The sequence below is a fragment of the Mycobacterium sp. DBP42 genome, assembly GCF_005924235.1.
Lineage (GTDB): Bacteria > Actinomycetota > Actinomycetes > Mycobacteriales > Mycobacteriaceae > Mycobacterium > Mycobacterium syngnathidarum.
This window is the reverse complement of sequence record NZ_VCMY01000031.1, coordinates 1-20,017: the sequence shown is the minus strand read 5'-3', so window position 1 is coordinate 20,017 and position 20,017 is coordinate 1. Positions and strand designations below refer to the sequence as shown.

General features: G+C 66.5%; 19 protein-coding genes. 11 read left to right on the top strand and 8 right to left on the bottom strand.

What is annotated here, in order from left to right; translation table 11 throughout:
- The first annotated feature begins 36 nt into the window (after nucleotides 1-36).
- Together E0T84_RS22915 and E0T84_RS22910 are read left to right on the top strand one after the other, a co-directional pair.
- On the top strand, nucleotides 37-1,857 hold the full coding sequence (locus tag E0T84_RS22915) for an amino acid permease (RefSeq protein WP_138745645.1): 1,821 nt from the start codon (nucleotides 37-39) through the stop codon (nucleotides 1,855-1,857).
- Nucleotides 1,854-2,741 (top strand): universal stress protein, encoded by an 888-nt coding sequence (locus tag E0T84_RS22910; RefSeq protein WP_138745644.1) that lies wholly within the window; start codon nucleotides 1,854-1,856, stop codon nucleotides 2,739-2,741. Before E0T84_RS22915 ends, E0T84_RS22910 begins: the two co-directional genes overlap by 4 nt.
- A gap of 36 nt (nucleotides 2,742-2,777) precedes the next feature.
- On the opposite strand, the gene E0T84_RS22905 is transcribed toward E0T84_RS22910, so the two are convergent.
- Nucleotides 2,778-3,470, bottom strand: a complete 693-nt coding sequence (locus tag E0T84_RS22905; protein ID WP_070187470.1) for an HNH endonuclease family protein — start codon at nucleotides 3,468-3,470, stop codon at nucleotides 2,778-2,780.
- Between the two features lie 126 nt (nucleotides 3,471-3,596).
- Here E0T84_RS22905 and E0T84_RS22900 point away from each other — a divergent pair, with 126 nt between their 5' ends.
- The 3 genes from E0T84_RS22900 to mscL all read left to right on the top strand — a co-directional run bounded on the left by E0T84_RS22900 (nucleotide 3,597) and on the right by mscL (nucleotide 5,242).
- A complete protein-coding gene (locus E0T84_RS22900; protein WP_070187469.1) occupies nucleotides 3,597-3,926 on the top strand; it encodes an FmdB family zinc ribbon protein in 330 nt (109 codons plus the stop codon).
- A 66-nt stretch (nucleotides 3,927-3,992) separates the two neighbouring features.
- Entirely contained in the window at nucleotides 3,993-4,649 is a 657-nt protein-coding gene (locus E0T84_RS22895) for an SAF domain-containing protein (protein WP_070187468.1), read from the top strand.
- 134 nt (nucleotides 4,650-4,783) lie between these two features.
- Nucleotides 4,784-5,242, top strand: coding sequence for a large-conductance mechanosensitive channel protein MscL (gene mscL, locus E0T84_RS22890; protein ID WP_070187467.1), 459 nt, complete (start codon nucleotides 4,784-4,786; stop codon nucleotides 5,240-5,242).
- 67 nt (nucleotides 5,243-5,309) lie between these two features.
- On the opposite strand, the gene E0T84_RS22885 is transcribed toward mscL, so the two are convergent.
- From E0T84_RS22885 to rpmF, 7 genes are all read right to left on the bottom strand, one after another.
- On the bottom strand, nucleotides 5,310-5,957 hold the full coding sequence (locus E0T84_RS22885) for an MspA family porin (RefSeq protein ID WP_070187087.1): 648 nt from the start codon (nucleotides 5,955-5,957) through the stop codon (nucleotides 5,310-5,312).
- A gap of 386 nt (nucleotides 5,958-6,343) precedes the next feature.
- Nucleotides 6,344-6,502 (bottom strand): hypothetical protein, encoded by a 159-nt coding sequence (locus tag E0T84_RS31915; protein WP_165617773.1) that lies wholly within the window; start codon nucleotides 6,500-6,502, stop codon nucleotides 6,344-6,346.
- A 146-nt stretch (nucleotides 6,503-6,648) separates the two neighbouring features.
- Nucleotides 6,649-7,143, bottom strand: coding sequence for a molybdenum cofactor biosynthesis protein B (locus tag E0T84_RS22880; protein WP_039324636.1), 495 nt, complete (start codon nucleotides 7,141-7,143; stop codon nucleotides 6,649-6,651).
- 80 nt (nucleotides 7,144-7,223) lie between these two features.
- Nucleotides 7,224-8,564 carry a S1C family serine protease gene (locus E0T84_RS22875; RefSeq protein ID WP_070187086.1) on the bottom strand — a complete coding sequence of 447 codons (1,341 nt, stop codon included), beginning with the start codon at nucleotides 8,562-8,564 and terminating at the stop codon, nucleotides 7,224-7,226.
- A 203-nt stretch (nucleotides 8,565-8,767) separates the two neighbouring features.
- Nucleotides 8,768-10,267 carry a HAMP domain-containing sensor histidine kinase gene (locus tag E0T84_RS22870; RefSeq protein WP_239252892.1) on the bottom strand — a complete coding sequence of 500 codons (1,500 nt, stop codon included), beginning with the start codon at nucleotides 10,265-10,267 and terminating at the stop codon, nucleotides 8,768-8,770.
- Between the two features lie 4 nt (nucleotides 10,268-10,271).
- Nucleotides 10,272-10,958 carry a response regulator transcription factor gene (locus E0T84_RS22865; protein WP_043370307.1) on the bottom strand — a complete coding sequence of 229 codons (687 nt, stop codon included), beginning with the start codon at nucleotides 10,956-10,958 and terminating at the stop codon, nucleotides 10,272-10,274.
- A gap of 146 nt (nucleotides 10,959-11,104) precedes the next feature.
- Nucleotides 11,105-11,278 (bottom strand): 50S ribosomal protein L32, encoded by a 174-nt coding sequence (gene rpmF, locus E0T84_RS22860; protein WP_003885704.1) that lies wholly within the window; start codon nucleotides 11,276-11,278, stop codon nucleotides 11,105-11,107.
- A 214-nt stretch (nucleotides 11,279-11,492) separates the two neighbouring features.
- Between rpmF and E0T84_RS22855 the strand changes: the two genes are divergently transcribed.
- From E0T84_RS22855 to E0T84_RS22830, 6 genes are all read left to right on the top strand, one after another.
- On the top strand, nucleotides 11,493-13,190 hold the full coding sequence (locus E0T84_RS22855; protein WP_138745643.1) for an acyclic terpene utilization AtuA family protein: 1,698 nt from the start codon (nucleotides 11,493-11,495) through the stop codon (nucleotides 13,188-13,190).
- Nucleotides 13,187-14,335, top strand: a complete 1,149-nt coding sequence (locus E0T84_RS22850) for an acyl-CoA dehydrogenase family protein (protein WP_070187084.1) — start codon at nucleotides 13,187-13,189, stop codon at nucleotides 14,333-14,335. The genes E0T84_RS22855 and E0T84_RS22850 overlap by 4 nt, the downstream gene beginning before the upstream one ends.
- Nucleotides 14,332-15,927: an acyl-CoA carboxylase subunit beta gene (locus E0T84_RS22845; RefSeq protein WP_070187083.1), complete on the top strand. Its 1,596-nt coding sequence runs from the start codon at nucleotides 14,332-14,334 to the stop codon at nucleotides 15,925-15,927. Before E0T84_RS22850 ends, E0T84_RS22845 begins: the two co-directional genes overlap by 4 nt.
- 86 nt (nucleotides 15,928-16,013) lie before the next feature.
- Nucleotides 16,014-17,951: a biotin carboxylase N-terminal domain-containing protein gene (locus E0T84_RS22840; protein ID WP_070187082.1), complete on the top strand. Its 1,938-nt coding sequence runs from the start codon at nucleotides 16,014-16,016 to the stop codon at nucleotides 17,949-17,951.
- Nucleotides 17,948-19,105 (top strand): acyl-CoA dehydrogenase family protein, encoded by a 1,158-nt coding sequence (locus E0T84_RS22835; protein WP_070187081.1) that lies wholly within the window; start codon nucleotides 17,948-17,950, stop codon nucleotides 19,103-19,105. Before E0T84_RS22840 ends, E0T84_RS22835 begins: the two co-directional genes overlap by 4 nt.
- Before the next feature lie 10 nt (nucleotides 19,106-19,115).
- Complete coding sequence (locus tag E0T84_RS22830) at nucleotides 19,116-19,883, top strand: enoyl-CoA hydratase family protein (protein WP_070187088.1); 768 nt, start codon at nucleotides 19,116-19,118, stop codon at nucleotides 19,881-19,883.
- Nucleotides 19,884-20,017 lie beyond the last annotated feature (134 nt).

Here is a 20,017-nt window from a genome sequence, read left to right as displayed (position 1 = left end):
AGCACGGAGGAGTCGATACGCACATGGGTTACGCACATGGGTGAAGTACCCGCATTGAAGAAGGCGCTCAGTCAACGTCAGTTGACGATGATCGCCATCGGGGGCGTGATCGGCGCCGGCCTGTTCGTCGGTTCCGGCGTGGTGATCGGCGATACCGGCCCCGGTACGTTCATCACCTACGGGTTGGCCGGCGTCCTGGTCATCATGGTCATCCGGATGCTCGCCGAGATGGCGGTGGCCAACCCGTCGACCGGATCGTTCGCGGACTACGCCCGCAAATCGCTGGGCAACTGGGCGGGTTTCTCGGTCGGCTGGTTGTACTGGTACTTCTGGGTGATCGTGGTGGGCTTCGAGGCTATCGCCGGGGCCAAGATCATCCAATACTGGCTCGATGTCCCCCTCTGGTTGACGGCGCTGCTCCTGTTGATCGCAATGACGGCCACCAACCTGTTCTCGGTGTCGTCGTTCGGAGAGTTCGAGTTCTGGTTCGCCGGGATCAAGGTGGCCGCGATCCTGGCGTTCCTCGGCTTGGGCGCACTGTTCGTTTTGGGCCTGTGGCCGAACAAGGCCATGGACTTCTCCAACCTGACCGCACACGGCGGGTTCTTCCCGCTGGGCGTCATGGCCGTCACGGTCGGCGTCGTGACGGTGATTTTCTCGATGGTCGGCGCCGAGATCGCCACCATCGCCGCGGCCGAGTCCAACGACCCGGAACGCGCGGTGGGCAAGGCGGCGAACTCGGTGATCATGCGCATCGCGGTGTTCTTCGTCGGCTCGGCATTCCTGCTGGTGACGATCCTGCCGTGGAACAGCGAGCAGGTGGCCGCATCGCCGTTCGTCTCCGCGTTCACCGAGATGGGTGTCCCCTACGCCGACCACATCATGAACGCTGTGGTGCTGACGGCGGTGTTGAGCTGCCTGAACTCGGGCATGTACACCGCGTCGCGCATGCTGTTCGTGCTGGCCGCCCGCCGCGAGGCACCAGCGCAACTGGTGTCGGTGACCCGGCGCGGGGTACCGGCCGCCGCGATTCTTGCGTCGTCGGTCATCGGCTTCCTGGGTGTCATCGCCGCCGCATTCTCGCCGGACACTATCTTCGCCTTCCTCCTGAACTCCAGCGGCGCGGTCATCCTCTTCGTCTACCTGCTGATCTGCATCTCCCAGATCGTGCTGCGCTACCGGACGCCCGACTCCCAGCTCAAGGTGAAGATGTGGCTGTTCCCGTTCTTGTCGATCGTCACCGCAGTCGGCATTGTGGCGATCCTGGTACAGATGTTCCTGCAGGAAGCCGTGCGTTCGCAGCTGCTCCTGAGCCTGGCTTCATGGGCGGTCGTCATCGCGCTCTTCCTGGCCAACAGGTGGTTCGTCGGCCGCCGTCCCGAGGTGGCCGGCGTGGCGCCGACGGCGCACCCGCACCGCGTCCTGGTGCTGGCGAATCAGACCGTGCAGTCCACCGAACTGCTCGACGAGTTGCGCCGGATCGGGACCGACAAGGACACGAGCTACTACGTGGTGGTGCCCGCGAGCCCGGTCGAAACCGGGGTCGCCGAAACCCACGGCCCGCTCGACATCTCGGAGGCCACCGCCCGCGCGGCGCAGCACCGCCTCGACCAGACGCTGAACACGCTGCGCTCCGAGCAGTTACAGGCCGACGGCGAGCTGGGTGACTACCGACCGCTACGTGCCCTGGCCCATGCCGTCGAGACCTTCCGGCCCGATCAGATCGTGATTTCGACCCTGCCGCCGGAGGAATCGGTATGGCACCGTTTCGATGTCGTCGACCGGGCCCGCGCTGACTATCAGATCCCGGTGACGCATGTGGTGTCGCGAGTACGCACCCAGGAGCACGCGTCGTGACCATCCTGGCCGCGTTCAGCGCCAGCCGGCACAGCAGCGCACCGCTGAATCTGGCCATCCAGCTCGCCCGGACCACCGGCGAGCCGGTGATCGCGGCGGCGGTGGTGGAACGGTCATGGCCGCCGCGCGACGACCCGGTGGAGGGCGAGTACCTCGCTTACGTCCGTGCGCAGGCCACACAGGCGTTGCAGCGCGCAGTCGCGGTGCTGCCCATCGACCTCGACGTGACCTCAGTGGTTCACGAATCCACCTCGATCCCAACCGGTTTGATCGAGCTCGCGGACGCCCACCGAGTAAGCGCGGTGTCGGTCGGCTCGTCGTCATCGGGGATGATCGGCCGGGTCGCCCTGGGCAGCGTCACCGAGCGCCTGGTGCACACGGCCCGGGTTCCGGTGGTCTTCGCCCCACGTGGGTACGCCCAAACCGATGGCTCGATCCGCCGGCTCACCGCCGCCTACGGCGGGGAAGCCGACGTCAACGGACTCATCCCGGCCACCGCGGAACTCGCCGGGGCATGGAAAGCCGAACTGCGCATCGTCTCATTCACCGTCCGCAACACCGCGGCCTTCGCCGGCACCATCGAATCCTCGGCCGAGGAGTTGGTGATCCAGCAATGGTCACGCCGAACCATCGCCGAGATCACCAAGCAGCTCAACGCCATTCGCGACCAGATGGATGTTCCGGATATCGATGTGGTGGTCGGCGCAGGCCATGACTGGAACGCTGCGGTGCAGAGCATCGGATGGGAAGCCGGAGACATGCTGGTGCTCGGCTCGGGCGCTGCCGCCCCGAGCGCACAAGTCTTTCTCGGCTCGGCCGCAGGCAAGATCCTGCGCCGGTCACCAGTGCCGGCGATGATCGCGCCGAGCTATCGCCGCGGCTAGGTCCTGGGGTTTTGAGTGCCCTCGTCCCGGGCCGGCCTAGCAGTTTTCCAGCACGGAGGCCATGGCACGCTTCTCTTTCGCCGAGACCCACAGCCCGTAGGCAGTTTTCACCTCGACCTGCCGGGCCACGAATCCACAACGGAATGCCGCATTGGGCGGCAGCCAGCCGGCCGCGTCACGAAAGGCCTTGTCGAAGTTGGGTTCGGCGGCAACGGCGATCAGGTTGCGCGGATCGTTCGCGAAGTCCTTGCGCCGCTGCGAGTCCCACACCCGCGCACCCTTGTACCAGGCGTCTGACAATGACACCACGTGGTCGATCTGCACGGCGCTCGAGGTATCAGGCCCGCGGGTGAATGCGATCTCGACGCCGGTGTACGGATCGTGCAACACCCCGGTGGCGGCGTAGCAGGTGCCGGGGCGGACGGTCAGTTGGGCCAAGTCGCGGCGCAGGACGTCGTCGCGGGTGTTGCAGCCGTTGTGGCCGAACTCGACGTTCACGTCATCGCTCCAGGCCTCGCCGAAACGGTACCGGGCGTAGTCGGTGTGGCGGTCCCAGCCTTTGACCGGCAGCCCCGCCAAGAGCAGGCGGGCGTGGTCGTAGCCAGGGGTCGGCTCCGACGGCGCCGGGGCCGGCCCGGAGGGCTGGGCTGACGGCTGGGACGCCGACCCGTCGTCCCGAGTGCGAGCCACCACGAGCACGGCCGCCACCGCCAGGACTATCGCAACCACGACCAGTACCGCTAACCTTCCGGTGCGCCGGCGCCGGCGGCCCGCGGGAATGACATGGCCCACGTAGCGGTTCTAGCACTTGAGCCGGTAGAGTGCTAACAAGTTTGACCAACTCGGAGGGTTTTCGTGCCTACCTATTCCTACGCATGCACTGAGTGCGGCAATCGGTTCGATGCGGTGCAGGCCTTCAGCGACGATGCGCTGACCACCTGCCCCAAGTGCTCCGGCAAGCTGCGGAAGCTCTTCGGGTCGGTCGGAGTGGTGTTCAAGGGCAGCGGCTTCTACCGCACCGACAACCGCGAGTCGGGCAAGAGCTCGTCGAACGGCTCGTCCGCCAAGAGCGCGGAGGGCTCCTCCTCGAGCACCTCCTCGGACTCGTCGTCCTCCTCGAGCGCGTCGTCGTCGGCGTCGTCGAGCAGCAGCGCTGCGCCCGCCGCGGCGGCGTCGTCCAGCTAAAGAAGTTATCCACAGGGCGGCGAAGACGTCGTTCTCACCCGGCCCTCGCGCACTTACCGTTGCGCCATGGCCGAATCACTCAACGCGCCATCCTGGCGTCGGCTGACTGCTGCCCGTCCCGATTGGACCCGCACGGTCGCGGCCCGGCGTGCAGCCGCAGCCGGCCTGGTCGTGCTGGCCGCCGTCACCGCTCTGCGCTCCGATCCGCATGGCGACTACACCGAGGTCGCGGTCGCAACCCACGACCTGTCCCCCGGCGTCGCGTTGGCCGCCGCGGACGTGCACCTGGACCGCCGTAGCACGGCCACCCTGCCCGAGGGTGCCCAGCGTGACGTGGCGCCGGTGATCGGTGCGACGCTGACCGCGCCGGTGCGGCGCGGCGAGGTCCTCACCGATGTGCGGCTGCTCGGTTCACGGATGGCCGAATCGGCAGCGGGCCCGGATGCGCGGTTGGTGCCGGTCAAACTCAGCGACACCGCACTGCTCGATCTGATTCGTCCCGGTGACGTGGTCGACGTGCTGACGGTCACGGCCGAGCAGGATGACAAGCCGGCCCGACCGGTCGTGGTGGCTTCCGGGGCCGTGGTGGTGCTGGTCTCGGAGAAGGCCCGCGGGGCCGGAGTGGGCACCGAGCGCGTGGCTCTGGTGGCCCTGCCTGCGCGTGCAGCCAATGAGGTAGCGGCGGTCAGCCTGGTTCAGGCCGTCACTCTTACGATTCATTGATCTGGAATTGCACTGTCCAACAACACTATTGACGTTCAGCCAAGATGTTGACCAACAACCCCCAGCCGCTCGGTCCACTCGGCTACTGTTTGCTTGTCCCACCCAACACACCAACTGCAGGAAGGGTCCGCAGCATGTTGAAGGGCTTCAAAGAGTTTCTGTCGCGCGGCAATGTCATCGATCTCGCGGTTGCTGTGGTCATCGGCGCCGCCTTCACCGGCTTGGTCACCTCATTCACCGAGAAGGTGATCCAGCCACTGGTCGACCGCGTCGGCGCCGGCGGCGACCGTGAATACGGCATCCTCAAGATCTCGCTGGGCGGCGATCCCGAGCAGTTCGTCGACTTCAACGCCGTGCTGTCGGCGTTCATCAACTTCCTGATCGTTGCGGCCGTGATCTACTTCGTCATCATCGTGCCGTACAAGAAGCTGCGCGAGCGCGGCGAGGTGGAACAGGCCCAGGACACCGAGCTGAGCCTCCTGACCGAGATCCGCGATCTACTGGCCGAGAACGGCAACACCGGCAAGCACGTGACCGGTCCGGGCACCGGCCCCAGCCCCGACACCGCCAAGCACACCAGTGCCGACCGCTGATGGCACACAGCCGCAAGCAAAAGCAGCCCCTGGAGATTCCAGGGGCTGCTTTTGGTGAAGACCTAGCTCAGTTCATGTTCCAGGGCTCGCCGTAGGTGGTGACACTGTCACCGGTGGAGGCGATCAGGCGGGCGAACGGCCGCAGCAGCACACCACCGGCCGCACCGGTCACCGTGCCGTGCGCGTTGGACACCGCCACACCGCCGGCCGGACCGGCCACGTCCACCGAGAAGGTGGCCACTTCCTGGATACCCGGGCCGTTGCCCAGATCCGCGCTGATCGACACACCCGGGAACAGGTTCGGGGTGATCACCGACTCCAGACCAAAGGGCGGACCGGTGATGTCACCATCGTCGATCAGGATGTTCGGGGTGGTGTAGGAGAAGTTGATCCCCACACCGAGTGACCAGGGGAAGCCGATCTGATAGCCCAACTCCAAGGTGCCCTCGAAGTCCTCGGCGCCCGGGCCGGCCACGATGTACTTGGCCCGACCCGAATGGAACCACTCACGGGTCAACCGGTTGCGGTCCAACGGGAACACACCATTGAGGAAGGTGTCCCACTGCTGAACGGTCAGCGTCCGGTCCTGACCATCAACCAGGCTCAGCTCATTGTCCAGCCCGGCATGGGAAGTGCCCGCGCCTATAAACAAGCCCGCGAAGATCCCGGCCATTGCGGTCACCAACGCGACCAGCACTCGACTGAATGCCTTCATGTTCTCCCTAGCTATATCGCCGGCGTTCCCGGAGGCTCACCGTTTGTGGTCGGCTTCCCGGCCCCCGCAGACCGTATCGCCCCGCAAGACCCACATGTGACAGGGATTAGAGACCCCACATGTTGCTCTTACGTAATGCTCATCGTTGACACGAGGAACATAACGGCACCCCATCGGGGCGGCAACGCAAGCACACATCGGCACGGCTTCATACGGTCAATCGATCAAAATTTGCTGGGAAGAGGCTGGAAGCTTGTCCACCACGTCACGACGCTGCGAATTGAGTCGCCCGGCAATGCTGTGACGCCGTTCGCCTTGGTGACGAACTGAGGTACAGACCACAACCGAACGGGGAAGTTTCGCACTGCCACAGGCCGTTCACCTATTCATTGGTGATGTGGCGGAATGTTGTTCCTCAGCCACCGGTCACGGTCGGCATCGTCGTCCGGCGAAGCGGTGTCGCGTTCGTCGGGCGCGATGTCTGGGATCGCTTCACCGAAGATCTTGTTAACTGCGTGGCGGGACGCTTTGTTCGCTTCCGGCATCTTCAATTCCCTTTGTGACTAAGATCACAGACCATCCTAGTCGGCGCTACAACAACCGTTAACCTGCTCTTAACCAGCGGCGTCGCTCTGCCCAACGCTCGTCTGGAAACAAAAACGGCGGCCGATGGCCGCCGTTTTGTCGGAGTTCAGATCTCCAAACTTGATAGCTGGCCGATGACTTGCGCAGCCAGTGGACCTAGGGTGGCCATCCCGTCGCGCACCGCGGCGCGTGACCCGGCGATGTTGACCACCAACGTGCTGCCCGAGACACCGCACAAGCCACGTGACAGGCCCGCATCGGGAATCCCGGCCGAAAGACCCGAAGCCCGCAGCGCCTCGGCGATGCCCAGCAGCTCCCGGTCCAGGATGTCGAGGGTGGCCTCCGGCGTCACATCGCGCGGCGTCACCCCCGTCCCGCCGACCGACACCACCAGATCGACGCCACCGATGACCGCGGTATTCAGCGCGTTGCGGATCTCGACCTCGTCAGCGGCCACCACCACAACCCCGTCGACGACGAAACCGGCTTCGCCCAACAATTCCGTGACCAACGGACCGCTGTGGTCTTCCTCGCCATGTGCGGTGCGATCGTCCACGACGACGACGAGCGCCCGGCCCACCAACTCCCCTGGTTGTTCCATGCCTGCAACCGTATATCCGGCGGCAGACAACGGTGTAGCCAGACGGAGTGTGGCCAAGTTGTCGGACCCGATCACCGTGCTCACTGCTCTGCCCTTCCAAGTGTGACCTCGACGGTCTGCGGTTTGCCCCCCTGGTCCAAGAACGTCAGCGTGACCTTGTCACCAGGGGCCTTGGACCGCACCGCGGCCACAAGGGCGTCAGCGCTGCCGATCACCCGGTCATCGACCTTGGTGACCACCACACCGCTGGGCAGCCCGGCCGCCGACGCGGCCCCGCCGTTGGTGACCTCGACGATCTTGGCGCCGTCACTGGTCTTGTCGTTGGCCACCTGCACGCCCAGCGAGGCGTGCGAAGCCGTCCCGTTCTGGATCAGCTCGTCGGCGATGCGCTTGGCTTGATCGACCGGAATGGCGAAGCCCAGCCCGATCGAACCGCTCTGTGCCTGAGCCGAATCGCCGCCCATGGTGGCGATCGCCGAGTTGATGCCGACCAGCTCGCCGTTCATGTTGACCAGCGCGCCACCGGAGTTACCCGGATTGATTGCGGCGTCGGTCTGAATGGCGTCGAGCACCGTGTTCTGGTTGCGGGTGTCGCCGCCGGCCGCGACCGGCCGGTTCAGCGCGCTGACGATGCCGGTGGTGACGGTGCCTTCCAGCCCCAGCGGCGACCCGATCGCGACGACGTCCTGGCCCACCCGCAGGCTGCTCGATGACCCGAGGGTGATGGGGGTCAGACCCGAGACGTCCTGCGCCCGCACGACAGCGATGTCACTGCTGGGATCGGTGCCCACGACGGTGAAGGGCTTGTTGGATCCATCGGAGAACGTGACCTTGGTCCGGGCGCCCACCGGTGCCGCCCCAGGCAAGGGCGACGAGGAGGCGGCGCCCGGCTTGGCAGCCTGCACCACGTGGTTGTTGGTCAGGATGAGGCCGTCGGCGGTGAGGATGATGCCCGAGCCTTCCTCGGACGCGCGGCCCAGATCCGTCTCGAGCTTGACCACACTCGGCACCACCTTGGCCGCGACCTGCTCGACCGAGCCCGGTGGCAGCGCCGCCGCGGGGACGGTCGGTGCGGCACCGAGCCCCTGGGTACCCAACCGAGGGTGGTCGTCCTGCACCAGGGTCGCGACGCCGCCGCCGACGCCGGCGGAGACCACGGCCACCGCGAGCGCCCCGGCGACCAGGCCGGCCTTGGAACGTTTCTTGGCCGGGACGGGCTGTGGGCCGGCCGGAACGCGGTACGGGTCATACGGTGCGCGGTAGGCCTGCTGCTGAGTCTGTTGCGGGTGCTGCTGTTGACGCGCGTATCGCCAGTCATAGGGCTGTGACTGGTAGGGGTCAGGACGCGCACCGGCGTATCCGGGGGCAACGCCGCCGGAGTGCTGCTCCGGCTGGTGGGGGTACCTCGGGTGGTTCGTCATTGTGCTGCGTGCTCTTCTCTTGTAATAAGGTCCGCCGGCCTGTGACGCCAGCCCGGTCCGACCCGTTTGTCCAACCCTCGTGTCTTCGATTCGTCCAATTCGTCAAACGAACTTGTCGTCACTCAGGTTGCCCAGATGGGCTGAGAATCCACTTAGAGATCTCTGACCCATCCATGACCAGTCCCCCGACCGATACAACTGTCTCACCTTTTCTCCGCGCCGACGGTGTACCCACCACCGGCTCCCGGCATGTGTGTCGCCTCGCCGGCGGGGATGGGCTGCCCCGGCAGGACCATGTGGAACGAGGCCCCCGGCGGCGTGCCGCCGGGCACAGTCTCGTCAATCCGCAGTGCCCCACCGTGTTTGAGCACCACTTGCTGGACGATAGCCAATCCGAGGCCGGATCCCGGCATTGCCCTCGCCGCGTCCGATCGGTAGAAGCGCTCGAACACCAGCGCCCGTTCCTGTGGCGGGATACCGGGGCCGTGGTCGGAAACCACCAACTCGGCGTGCGTGGGGTCGACTTGGTGCAATCGCACACCGACGCGTCCGCCGGCCGGGCTCCACTTGGCGGCGTTGTCGAGCAGGTTGAGTACGGCGCGGCCCAGACCGGGCGCGTCGCCGAACACCTGCCACCCGGTGACGTCGACATCGAATTCGATGTCGTTGCGGCGGCGGCGGACCCGTTCCAGGCTGCGGTCGACGACCTCCGACATGTCGACGGGTTCCGGCGTGATGTCGCCGGCGTCGTCGCGGGTCAGATCGACAAGGTCGCCGACCAAGGTGGACAGCTCCTCGATCTGTGCGATCACATCCTGCTGCAGCCCATCCATCTCGTCCCTCGGCAGCGGCGGCGCCCCGGGTGCCTGCGAGGCCATCAACAGCTCGACGTTGGTACGCAATGAGGTCAGCGGTGTACGCAGTTCGTGCCCGGCGTCCGACACCAGCCGGGATTGGCGTTCCCTCGACTCGGCCAGCGCTCGCAGCATCATGTTGAATGCCTCGGTGAGCCGGGCCAGCTCGTCGCTGCCGACCACCGGGATGGGCCGCAGATCGTCGGTGCGGGCCACCCGCTCCGCGGCTTCGGTGAGTCTGCCCACCGGTCTGAGCCCGGCTCTGGCCACCGCACCACCTGCCATGGCGGCCACCGCCACCCCGACGCCGCCGACGATCAGCAGCACCGTGCCCAGCCGTCGGAGCACTTGGACAGTGGGTGCCAGGCTCTTGGAGATCAGCAGCGAGCTGCCGTTGGCCAGATGCACCGCGAGCACCCGTTGGTGGTTGGCGGTGCGTAGCGACATCAGCAGTTCACCCGAGATGACGTCTTTCTCGGCCTTGCCCAGCGGCAGCATCTGGCCCTGTTGATTGGCGGTGTAGATGGAGCGGCCCGGGATCACCAGCATCGCGTTGACGTCGGAGTACGCCGTGCCCTCGATGGCCTTGCCAGGGTCGGCGGCCAGCGATCCGCTCTCGATGAGCAACCGGGCCCGGCTGTGCAGCTGGTTGTCGAGGTCGTCGTAGAGGGCGCGGGACACCACGGCGTAGACCGCGACCGCCATCAGCACCACCACCATGGCCACCATCGACATCGCAAGCATCATCACGCGCCAGCGCAATGACAGAGAGCTGGTGTTCCGGAGGACGGCGGCGGGCCGCCCGATGTTCACGGGGGTGGTTCGACCGTTGTTCTCGTTGAGTGCCATCAAGTCAGGGGGGTGTTTCGCGCAGCACGTAACCGACGCCGCGCACGGTATGGATCAGCCGCGGCTCGCCGTCGGCCTCGGTCTTGCGTCGCAGGTAACCGATGTACACCTCGAGGGCGTTGCCGGAGGTCGGGAAGTCGAACCCCCACACCTCTTCGAGGATGCGGCTACGGGTGAGCACCCGCCGCGGATTGGCGATCAGCATTTCCAGCAGCGAGAACTCGGTGCGGGTGAGGCTGATCTGGCGTTGGCCGCGGGTCACCTCACGGGTCACCGGATCAAGCGTCAGGTCTGTGAACGACATCTTCTGCGAGTCGGCGCCGTCGTCGCTGACGGTCCGCCGCAGCAACGCGCGCATCCGGGCCAGAAGTTCTTCGAGCGCGAACGGCTTGGGCAGGTAATCGTCTGCACCGGCATCCAGACCGGCGACCCGCTCGGAGACCGAGTCGCGGGCCGTCAACACCAGGATCGGCAGATCGTCACCTGTGCTGCGAAGCTGCCGGCAGACCTCCAAGCCATCCAGTCGCGGCATCATCACGTCCAGAACCACAGCGTCAGGCCGGTCATTGGCAATCGCTTCGAGCGCTTCGACCCCATCCTGGGCGAGCTCGACCGAGTAACCATTGAAAGAAAGCGACCGGCGCAGGGATTCGCGCACAGCGCGATCGTCGTCAACGACAAGAATGCGCACAGGCACAGTTTCAACCCGCTGTCTGAGAGTGGGCTGAGAGGCGCGCCGCAAATTCGCCGAGCGTTTTTCCAGCCTGGACCAACCCTGAGCACGACAAAAAGCGCTACCACCGAGTGGTAGCGCTTTTTGTAAAGTGTCTGCGGGTTCTAGCGCTTGTCGAGGTCGACAAGGCCGAGACGAGCGGCCTTGAGCAGACGGCGCGGCACCTTGTGCTGCTGACCGGCGACATTGACGCCGACGAGGCCGGTGGCCTCAGCCTTCCACTGCGCGCGCCGGCTACGGGTGTTCGCGCGCGACATTCTGCGCTTGGGCACAGCCATGACGTGCATCTCCTTGCTCTGGGTTGTTGCCGCGCGTATCGAAATCAGCTCACCGCGGGCGACGATTAGGTACAGACTAGCGGTTGACCTGCGTCGGCTCCAAAACGTGGGTGATTTCTGCGCCGAGCACGGGGAGCACCCCTTGACGTGGGACCGGCGGTACCCGTTAACCTACCGGTTGGTTGGGTCCCTTACGGCGTTGACGGGAGTACGTGTGCCACCAGTAGTACGGATCGGCAACTGTTCGGGGTTCTACGGCGACCGGCTCTCCGCGATGCACGACATGCTCACCGGTGGTGAGCTGGACTATCTGACCGGCGACTACCTCGCCGAACTCACCATGCTGATCCTGGCCCGCGACCGGGCCAAGAACCCCGACCGCGGCTACGCCAAAACCTTCCTGACCCAGTTGGAACGGTCCCTCGGCCTGGCGCTGGAGAACGGCGTGAAGATCGTGGCCAACGCCGGTGGGCTGAACCCGGCTGGGCTGGCCGCCGCGGTCCGGGCTCTGGCCGAGCGGCTGGGCCTCGACGTCAAAGTCGCCCACGTCGAGGGCGACGACCTGGTGGGGCGCGCTTCCGAACTCGGGCTCGGCACACCCCTGGCCGCCAACGCCTACCTGGGCGCGTGGGGCATCGTCGACTGCCTCGATTCCGGCGCCGACGTCGTCGTGACCGGCCGCGTGACCGATGCGTCGGTGATCGTCGGGCCCGCGGCCGCGCACTTCGGCTGGAAGACCACCGACTACGACGCGCTCGCCGGGGCCGTGGCCGCCGGTCACGTGATCGAGTGCGGCACCCAGGCCACCGGCGGCAATTACTCCTTCTTCGGCGAGATCGCCGATCTCGCGCGTCCCGGGTTCCCCATCGCCGAGATCGCCGCCGACGGCTCGTCGGTGATCACCAAACACCCCGGTACCGGCGGGCAGGTCAGCGTCGGCACGGTGACCGCGCAGCTGCTCTACGAGATCACCGGCGCCCGCTACGCCAATCCCGACGTGACGCTGCGGGTGGATTCGCTGCAGTTGAGCCAGGAGGGTCCCGACCGGGTCCGCATCTCCGGGGTGACCGGCGAGGCCCCGCCGCCCACGCTCAAGGTGTCGTGCAACAGCATCGGCGGATTCCGCAACGCCGCCACGTTCGTGCTGACCGGCCTGGACATCGAGGCCAAGGCGGCGCTGATCCGCAGTCAGCTGGAAGCCGGCATCAAAGTCCGCCCGGCTGAACTGGAGTGGACGCTGGCCCGCACGGACCATCCCGACGCCGATACCGAGGAGGCCGCGAGCGCGCTGCTGCATTGCGTGGTCCGCGACCCCGATCCCAACGTGGTCGGACGTCAGTTCTCGGCGGCAGGCGTGGAACTCGCGCTGGCGAGCTATCCCGGCTTCACCACCACCGCCCCGCCGGGCGACGGCCAGATCTACGGCGTGTTCGTACCCGGCTACGTCGACGCCACCGAGGTGCCGCACATCGCCGTGCATGCCGACGGCACCCGGATTGGTATCGCACCGGCGACCGAAACACAGCCGCTGACACCGGTTTCCGATCCTGAACTGCCCGCGGCACTTCCGACTGGCGCCACTCGCCGCGCCCCGCTCGGCACCATCGCCGGCGCCCGCAGCGGCGACAAAGGCGGATCGGCCAATGTCGGCGTGTGGGTACGCACTGACGAGCAGTGGCGCTGGCTGGCCCACACCCTGACCGTCGACAAGCTGCGTGAATTACTGCCCGAGACAGCCGATCTGCCGGTCACCCGGCACCTGCTGCCGAATCTTCGGGCCGTGAACTTTGTGATCGAAGGCATTCTCGGCCAGGGCGTGGCCTATCAAGCCCGGTTCGATCCGCAGGCCAAGGGGCTGGGCGAATGGTTGCGCAGCCGTCATCTCGATATCCCGGAGGAACTCATCAAGTGAGCATCTGGACTTCGCCCGAGCGTGAGGCATTGCGCAAGACCGTGCGCAGTTTCGCCGAGCGTGAGGTGCTGCCCCACGCCGCCGAGTGGGAGCGCACCGGCGAACTGCCGCGCGAACTGCACCGCAAGGCCGGCGAGGCCGGGCTGCTCGGCGCCAACTTCCCCGAGTCCGCCGGCGGTGGCGGCGGCGACGGGGCCGACGCGGTGATCATCTGCGAGGAAATGCATTACGCGGGTGCGCCCGGCGGCGTGTTCGCCTCGCTGTTCACCTGCGGCATCGCGGTGCCGCACATGATCGCCTCGGGCGATGAGCGCCTGATCGAGGCGTACGTCGAGCCCACGCTGCGCGGCGAGAAGATCGGGTCGCTGGCCATCACCGAACCGGGCGGTGGCTCCGACGTCGGGCACCTGACCACGAAGGCCACCCGTGATGGGGACGACTACATCCTCAACGGCGCCAAGACCTACATCACCTCCGGTGTGCGCGCGGACTATGTCGTCACGGCGTCGCGCACCGGCGGACCGGGAGCGGCAGGCGTCTCCCTGATCGTGGTGGACAAAGGCACGCCCGGATTTGAGGTCAGCCGCAAGCTCGACAAGATGGGTTGGCGCTCAAGCGATACCGCCGAGCTGTCCTACACCGACGTCCGGGTCCCGGTGGCCAACCTGATCGGCGCCGAGAACTCGGGCTTCTTCCAGATCGCCGCCGCGTTCGTATCCGAGCGCGTCGGCCTGGCCGTACAGGCCTACGCCAGCGCGCAGCGCTGCCTGGACCTGACCGTCGAGTGGTGCCGCAACCGCGAAACGTTCGGCAAGCCACTGGTTTCCCGCCAGTCGGTGCAGAACACGCTGGCTGAGATGGCCCGCCGGATCGACGTGGCCCGGGTGTACACGCGTCACGTGGTCGAGCGGCAGCTGGCCGGTGAGACCAATTTGATCACCGAGGTGTGTTTCGCCAAGAACACCGCCGTGGAGACCGGGGAATGGGTGGCCAACCAGGCGGTCCAGCTGTTCGGCGGGATGGGCTACATGGCCGAGTCGGAGGTCGAGCGCCAGTACCGTGACATGCGCATCCTGGGCATCGGCGGCGGCACCACCGAGATCCTGACCTCGTTGGCCGCAAAGACATTGGGGTTCCAGTCATGACCACCCTGAAATCGACGATCGATCCCCGCTCCGATGGGTTCACCGAGGCTGCCGAGGCGATGGCCACCAAGCTGGCCGAACTCGAGGCCGAGCATGCCAAGGCCCTGGCCGGCGGCGGGCCCAAGTACGTGGACCGCCACCACGGCCGCGGCAAGCTCACCGCGCGAGAGCGGGTGGAGCTGCTACTGGACCCCGACTCGCCGTTCCTGGAGCTGAGCCCCTTGGCGGCCTGGGGCAGCGACTTCGTTGTGGGCGCCAGCCTGGTCACCGGCATCGGCGTGGTCGAAGGCGTCGAGTGCTTGATCGTGGCCAACGATCCCACCGTCAAAGGCGGGACCAGCAACCCGTGGACGCTGAAGAAGATATTGCGCGCCAATCAGATTGCGCGCGAGAACCGGTTGCCGGTGATCTCGATGGTCGAGTCGGGCGGCGCGGACCTGCCGACGCAGAAGGAGATCTTCATCCCGGGCGGGGCAATGTTCCGCGACCTGACCAAACTCTCGGCTGCGGGTATTCCGACCATCGCGCTGGTATTCGGTAACTCCACCGCCGGCGGTGCCTACATCCCCGGCATGTCCGATCACGTGGTGATGATCAAAGAACGCTCCAAGGTGTTCCTGGCCGGGCCGCCGCTGGTCAAGATGGCCACCGGTGAGGAGTCGGACGACGAGGCGCTCGGCGGGGCCGAGATGCACGCCCGCACTTCGGGTCTCGGGGACTACCTCGCCAACGACGAACTCGACGCCATCCGGATCGGCCGGCGCATCGTGGCCCGGCTGAACTGGCACAAGAAGGGGCCGGTGCCCGCGCCGGTGGTCGAGCCGCTGTTCGATCCCGAGGAGCTCGTCGGCGTCGTGCCGACCGATCTGCGGATCCCGTTCGACCCGCGCGATGTCATCGCCCGCGTTGTGGACGGCTCGGATTTCGACGAGTTCAAGCCGGCGTACGGCTCATCGCTGGTGACCGGGTGGGCCACGCTGTGGGGGTACCCGGTCGGCATCCTGGCCAACGCCCGCGGAGTGCTGTTCAGCGAGGAATCCCAGAAGGCCACCCAGTTCATCCAGCTGGCGAACCGCTCTAACACGCCATTGTTGTTCCTGCACAACACCACCGGCTACATGGTCGGCAAGGCGTACGAGGAAGGCGGGATGATCAAGCACGGCTCGATGATGATCAACGCCGTGTCCAATTCGACAGTGCCGCACATCTCACTGCTGATGGGCGCCTCGTACGGCGCCGGGTACTACGGCATGTGCGGGCGCGCGTTCGATCCTCGGTTCCTGTTCGCCTGGCCCAGTGCCAAGTCCGCCGTGATGGGCGGCACGCAACTGGCCGGGGTGCTCTCGATCGTCAGCCGCGCCGCCGCCGAGGCGCGCGGCCAGCAGGTCGACGAGGCCGCTGATGCCGCTTTGCGTGCTGCGGTCGAGGCACAGATCGAGGCCGAGTCGCTGCCGATGTTCCTGTCCGGCCGGCTCTACGACGACGGGGTGATCGATCCCCGCGACACCCGCACCGTGCTGGGAATGTGCTTGTCCGCCATTGCGAATGGACCGATCGAGGGGACGTCGAACTTCGGCGTCTTCAGGATGTGAGCGCTTATGCCTACCTTGCACGTCGAAACTGAGCTTATGTGCGAGATTTCGACGATTCTTCGACCACAAGCTCAGGTTCGGTGACAATGATTACGAGAGTTCTGGTCGCCAACCGCGGCGAGATCGCCCGCCGGGTGTTCGAGACCTGCCGCCGTCTGGGTATCGGCACCGTCGCGGTGTACACCGACCCTGACGCCGGCTCCCCGCACGTCGCCGAGGCCGACGCCCGGGTACGCCTGGAGGGCAACAACGGCTACCTCGATTCCGCCCAGATCATCGCCGCGGCCAAGGCTTCCGGTGCCGACGCCATCCACCCCGGCTATGGCTTCCTATCCGAGAACCCGGATTTCGCGGCCGCCGTGATCGAGGCCGGGCTGAGCTGGATCGGTCCTCCGGTCAACGCCGTGCAGGCCATGGGCTCCAAGATCGAGGCCAAGAAGATGATGGCCGCGGCCGGGGTTCCGGTGCTGACCGAGCTCGACCCCGCGACCGTGACGGCTGATCAGCTTCCGGTCCTGGTGAAGGCCTCGGCAGGCGGCGGTGGCCGTGGTATGCGTGTAGTGCGCGAACTGTCGGACCTGGCAAGCGAAGTGGCCGCGGCCCAGCGTGAGGCGCAGTCGGCATTCGGTGATCCGACCGTGTTCTGCGAGCGCTACCTGGCGGCCGGCCATCACGTCGAGGTGCAGGTGCTGGCCGATCAGCACGGCACAGTGTGGGCGGTCGGTGAGCGCGAGTGCTCAATCCAGCGTCGCCATCAGAAGGTCATCGAGGAAGCGCCGTCGCCTCTCGTCGAGCGCACTCCTGGAATGCGCGAGAAGTTGTTCGACGCCGCCCGGTTGGCCGCCGAGGCGATCGGCTACGCCGGTGCGGGCACGGTCGAGTTCATGGCGGACGAGCAGGGCGATTTCTTCTTCCTGGAGATGAACACCCGCCTGCAGGTCGAACATCCGGTCACCGAGGCCACCACCGGGCTCGACCTCGTCGAGCTGCAGATCCTGGCCGCCGACGGTGGACGCCTCGACCCCGAGCCCCCGGCCTCCCGCGGCTCGTCGATCGAGGTCCGGCTGTACGCCGAGGATCCGGCCAAAGGCTGGCAGCCGCAGGCCGGCACCGTGCATCGGTTCGACGTCCCCGGGCAGGTGCGCGTCGACACCGGCATCGTGGACGGCTCGGTGGTGTCGATCTTCTACGACCCCATGTTGGCCAAGGTCATCTCGTACGCCCCGACCCGCCGCCAGGCAGCCACTGTGCTGGCCGATGCGTTGGCCCGCACCCGGATTCACGGGCTGCGGACCAACCGCGATCTGCTGGTGAATGTGCTGCGGCATCCGGCGTTCCTGGACGGGGCCACCGACACGGCGTTCTTCGACACGCACGGCCTCGATACTCTGGCCGCCCCACTGGCCGACGTTGGTGTGGTGACACTATCGGCGCTCGCCGCCGCCCTGGCCGACGCCGCGCACAACCGCAGCACCGCACGCGTTTTCGGTGCCGCGCCGAGCGGCTGGCGCAATCTGGCCTCGGGCTATCAGTCGCGGACCTACCGCGATGCCGCGGGCGACGAAGTTCCGGTGCGCTACCGGTTCACCCGCACCGGGGTGGACCTGCCCGACGACGACGGCGTTTCGCTCCTGTCGGCGACACCGGATCGGGTGGTGCTGTCCGTGAACGGGGTTGATCGCACGTTCGATGTGGCGACCTATGGCGATCAGGTGTTCGTCGACTCTCCGCTCGGCCCCGTCCAGCTCACCGCGCTGCCCCGCTTCCCCGATCCGGACGACGCGGTCGCGCACGGCTCACTGCTGGCACCGATGCCCGGTTCGGTGGTGCGGGTCGGTGCCGCGGTCGGCGAAACCGTCACCGCCGGGCAGCCACTCATCTGGCTGGAAGCCATGAAAATGGAACACACCATCGCCGCACCCGAAGACGGGGTTCTGGCCGAACTCAATGTCGCCGCAGGCCAGCAGGTCGAGGTCGGCGCCATCCTTGCCCGAGTAGAGAACCCTGAAGGAGAACAGGTATGAGCTTCATCGAAACCGAGGAACAGAAGGCCCTGCGCCAGGCGGTGGCTGCGATGGTCGCCAACTACGGGCAGGACTATTACCTGGAGAAGGCCCGCGCCGGTGAGCACACCACCGAATTGTGGAATGAGGCAGGCAAACTTGGCTTCATCGGGGTGAACCTGCCCGAGGAGTATGGCGGCGGCGGGGCCGGCATGTACGAACTGTCCCTGGTGATGGAGGAGATGGCGGCCGGCGGTTCGGCGCTGCTGATGATGGTGGTCTCCCCCGCCATCAACGGCACGATCATCTCCAAGTTCGGCACCGAGGAACAGAAGAAGCGCTGGATTCCCGGCATCGCCGACGGGTCGATCACCATGGCCTTCGCGATCACCGAGCCTGACGCGGGTTCCAACAGTCACCGCATCACCACCACCGCCCGTCGCGACGGCAGCGATTGGATTCTCAAGGGCCAGAAGACGTTCATCTCCGGCATCGACCAGGCCCAGGCCGTGCTCGTCGTCGGCCGCACCGAGGACCACAAGACCGGCAATCTCAAGCCCGCACTGTTCGTCATTCCGACGGATACCCCGGGCCTGAGCTGGACCGCGATCGACATGGAGATCATCAGTCCGGAGAGCCAGTTCCAAGTGTTCTTCGACGACGTGCGACTGCCGGCCGATGCGCTGGTCGGTTCGGAGGACGCGGCGATCGCCCAACTGTTCGCCGGCCTGAACCCCGAGCGGATCATGGGTTCGGCCATGGCGGTCGGCACCGGCCGGCTGGCCATCGCCAAGGCCACCGACTATCTGAAGACCCGCCAGGTCTGGAAGGTTCCGATCGGCTCACATCAGGGCCTGTCGCACCCACTGGCACAGATCCACATCGAGGTCGAACTGGCCAAGCTGATGATGCAGAAGGCCGCCACGCTGTACGACGCCGGCGATGATTTCGGCGCTGCCGAAGCCGCCAACATGGCCAAGTACGCCGCAGGCGAGGCCTCGGTGCGTGCGGTGGATCAGGCCGTGCAGTCCCTCGGCGGCAACGGCCTGACCAAGGAGTACGGCATCGCCGCGGCCGTCACGGCGTCGCGGCTGGCCCGCATCGCCCCGGTGAGCCGGGAGATGATCCTGAACTTCGTCGCCCAGACGTCGCTCGGCCTGCCTCGCTCATACTGACGGGCCGATGATGACGTCTTTGGTTCACTACAACGTCGACGGGGCCGTCGCCCGGTTGACGCTGGACTCCCCGCACAATCGCAACGCACTGTCCACGGCGCTGGTCGAGCAATTGCTCCAGGGCTTCTCTGACGCCGCCGCAGAGCCCGGTGTCCGGGTGGTGGTGCTCGGGCACAACGGTGGAACCTTCTGCGCCGGCGCAGATCTCAGCGAGGCCGCCGGACAGGATCCCGGGGAAATCGCTGTCGATCGGGCCCGGGAGATGACCAAGCTGCTGCGGGCGATCTTGGAGCTGCCCGTTCCGGTGATCGGTGCGATCGACGGGCATGTGCGGGCCGGCGGGATGGGGCTAGTCGGCGCGTGCGATCTCGTCGTCGCGGGTCCGCAGAGCACGTTCGCGCTGACCGAGGCACGTATCGGCGTTGCGCCGTCGATCATTTCGCTGACCCTGTTGCCGAAGTTGTCGCCCCGGGCGGCGGGACGCTACTTCGTCACCGGTGAGAAGTTCGGCGCCGCCGAGGCGGCCGAGATCGGGTTGATCACGCAGTCCGCTGATGACGTCGAGGCGACGGTGGCCGCGCTGGCGGGTGAGATCGCGAAGGGGTCACCGCAGGGGCTGGCGACGTCGAAGGCGCTGACAACGGCAGCGATCCTGCGTGCGTTCGATCGGGACGCCGAGGATTTGACCCGGCAATCGGCTCAACTGTTCGTCTCCGACGAGGCCCGCGAGGGCATGATGGCCTTCCTGCAGAAGCGTCCGCCGAACTGTGTGAGCTGACTTTGTCACGCTAATGGGGAGGGAACGGCGGATCTTCGAGCGGTGTGGCGTGGTTGGGAGGACGCTGTTTAACCGAGCCGCCGGCCGGTGAGCGTTGAGTTACGCCGAAGCGATGGTCGACTTCTAACTCCAGA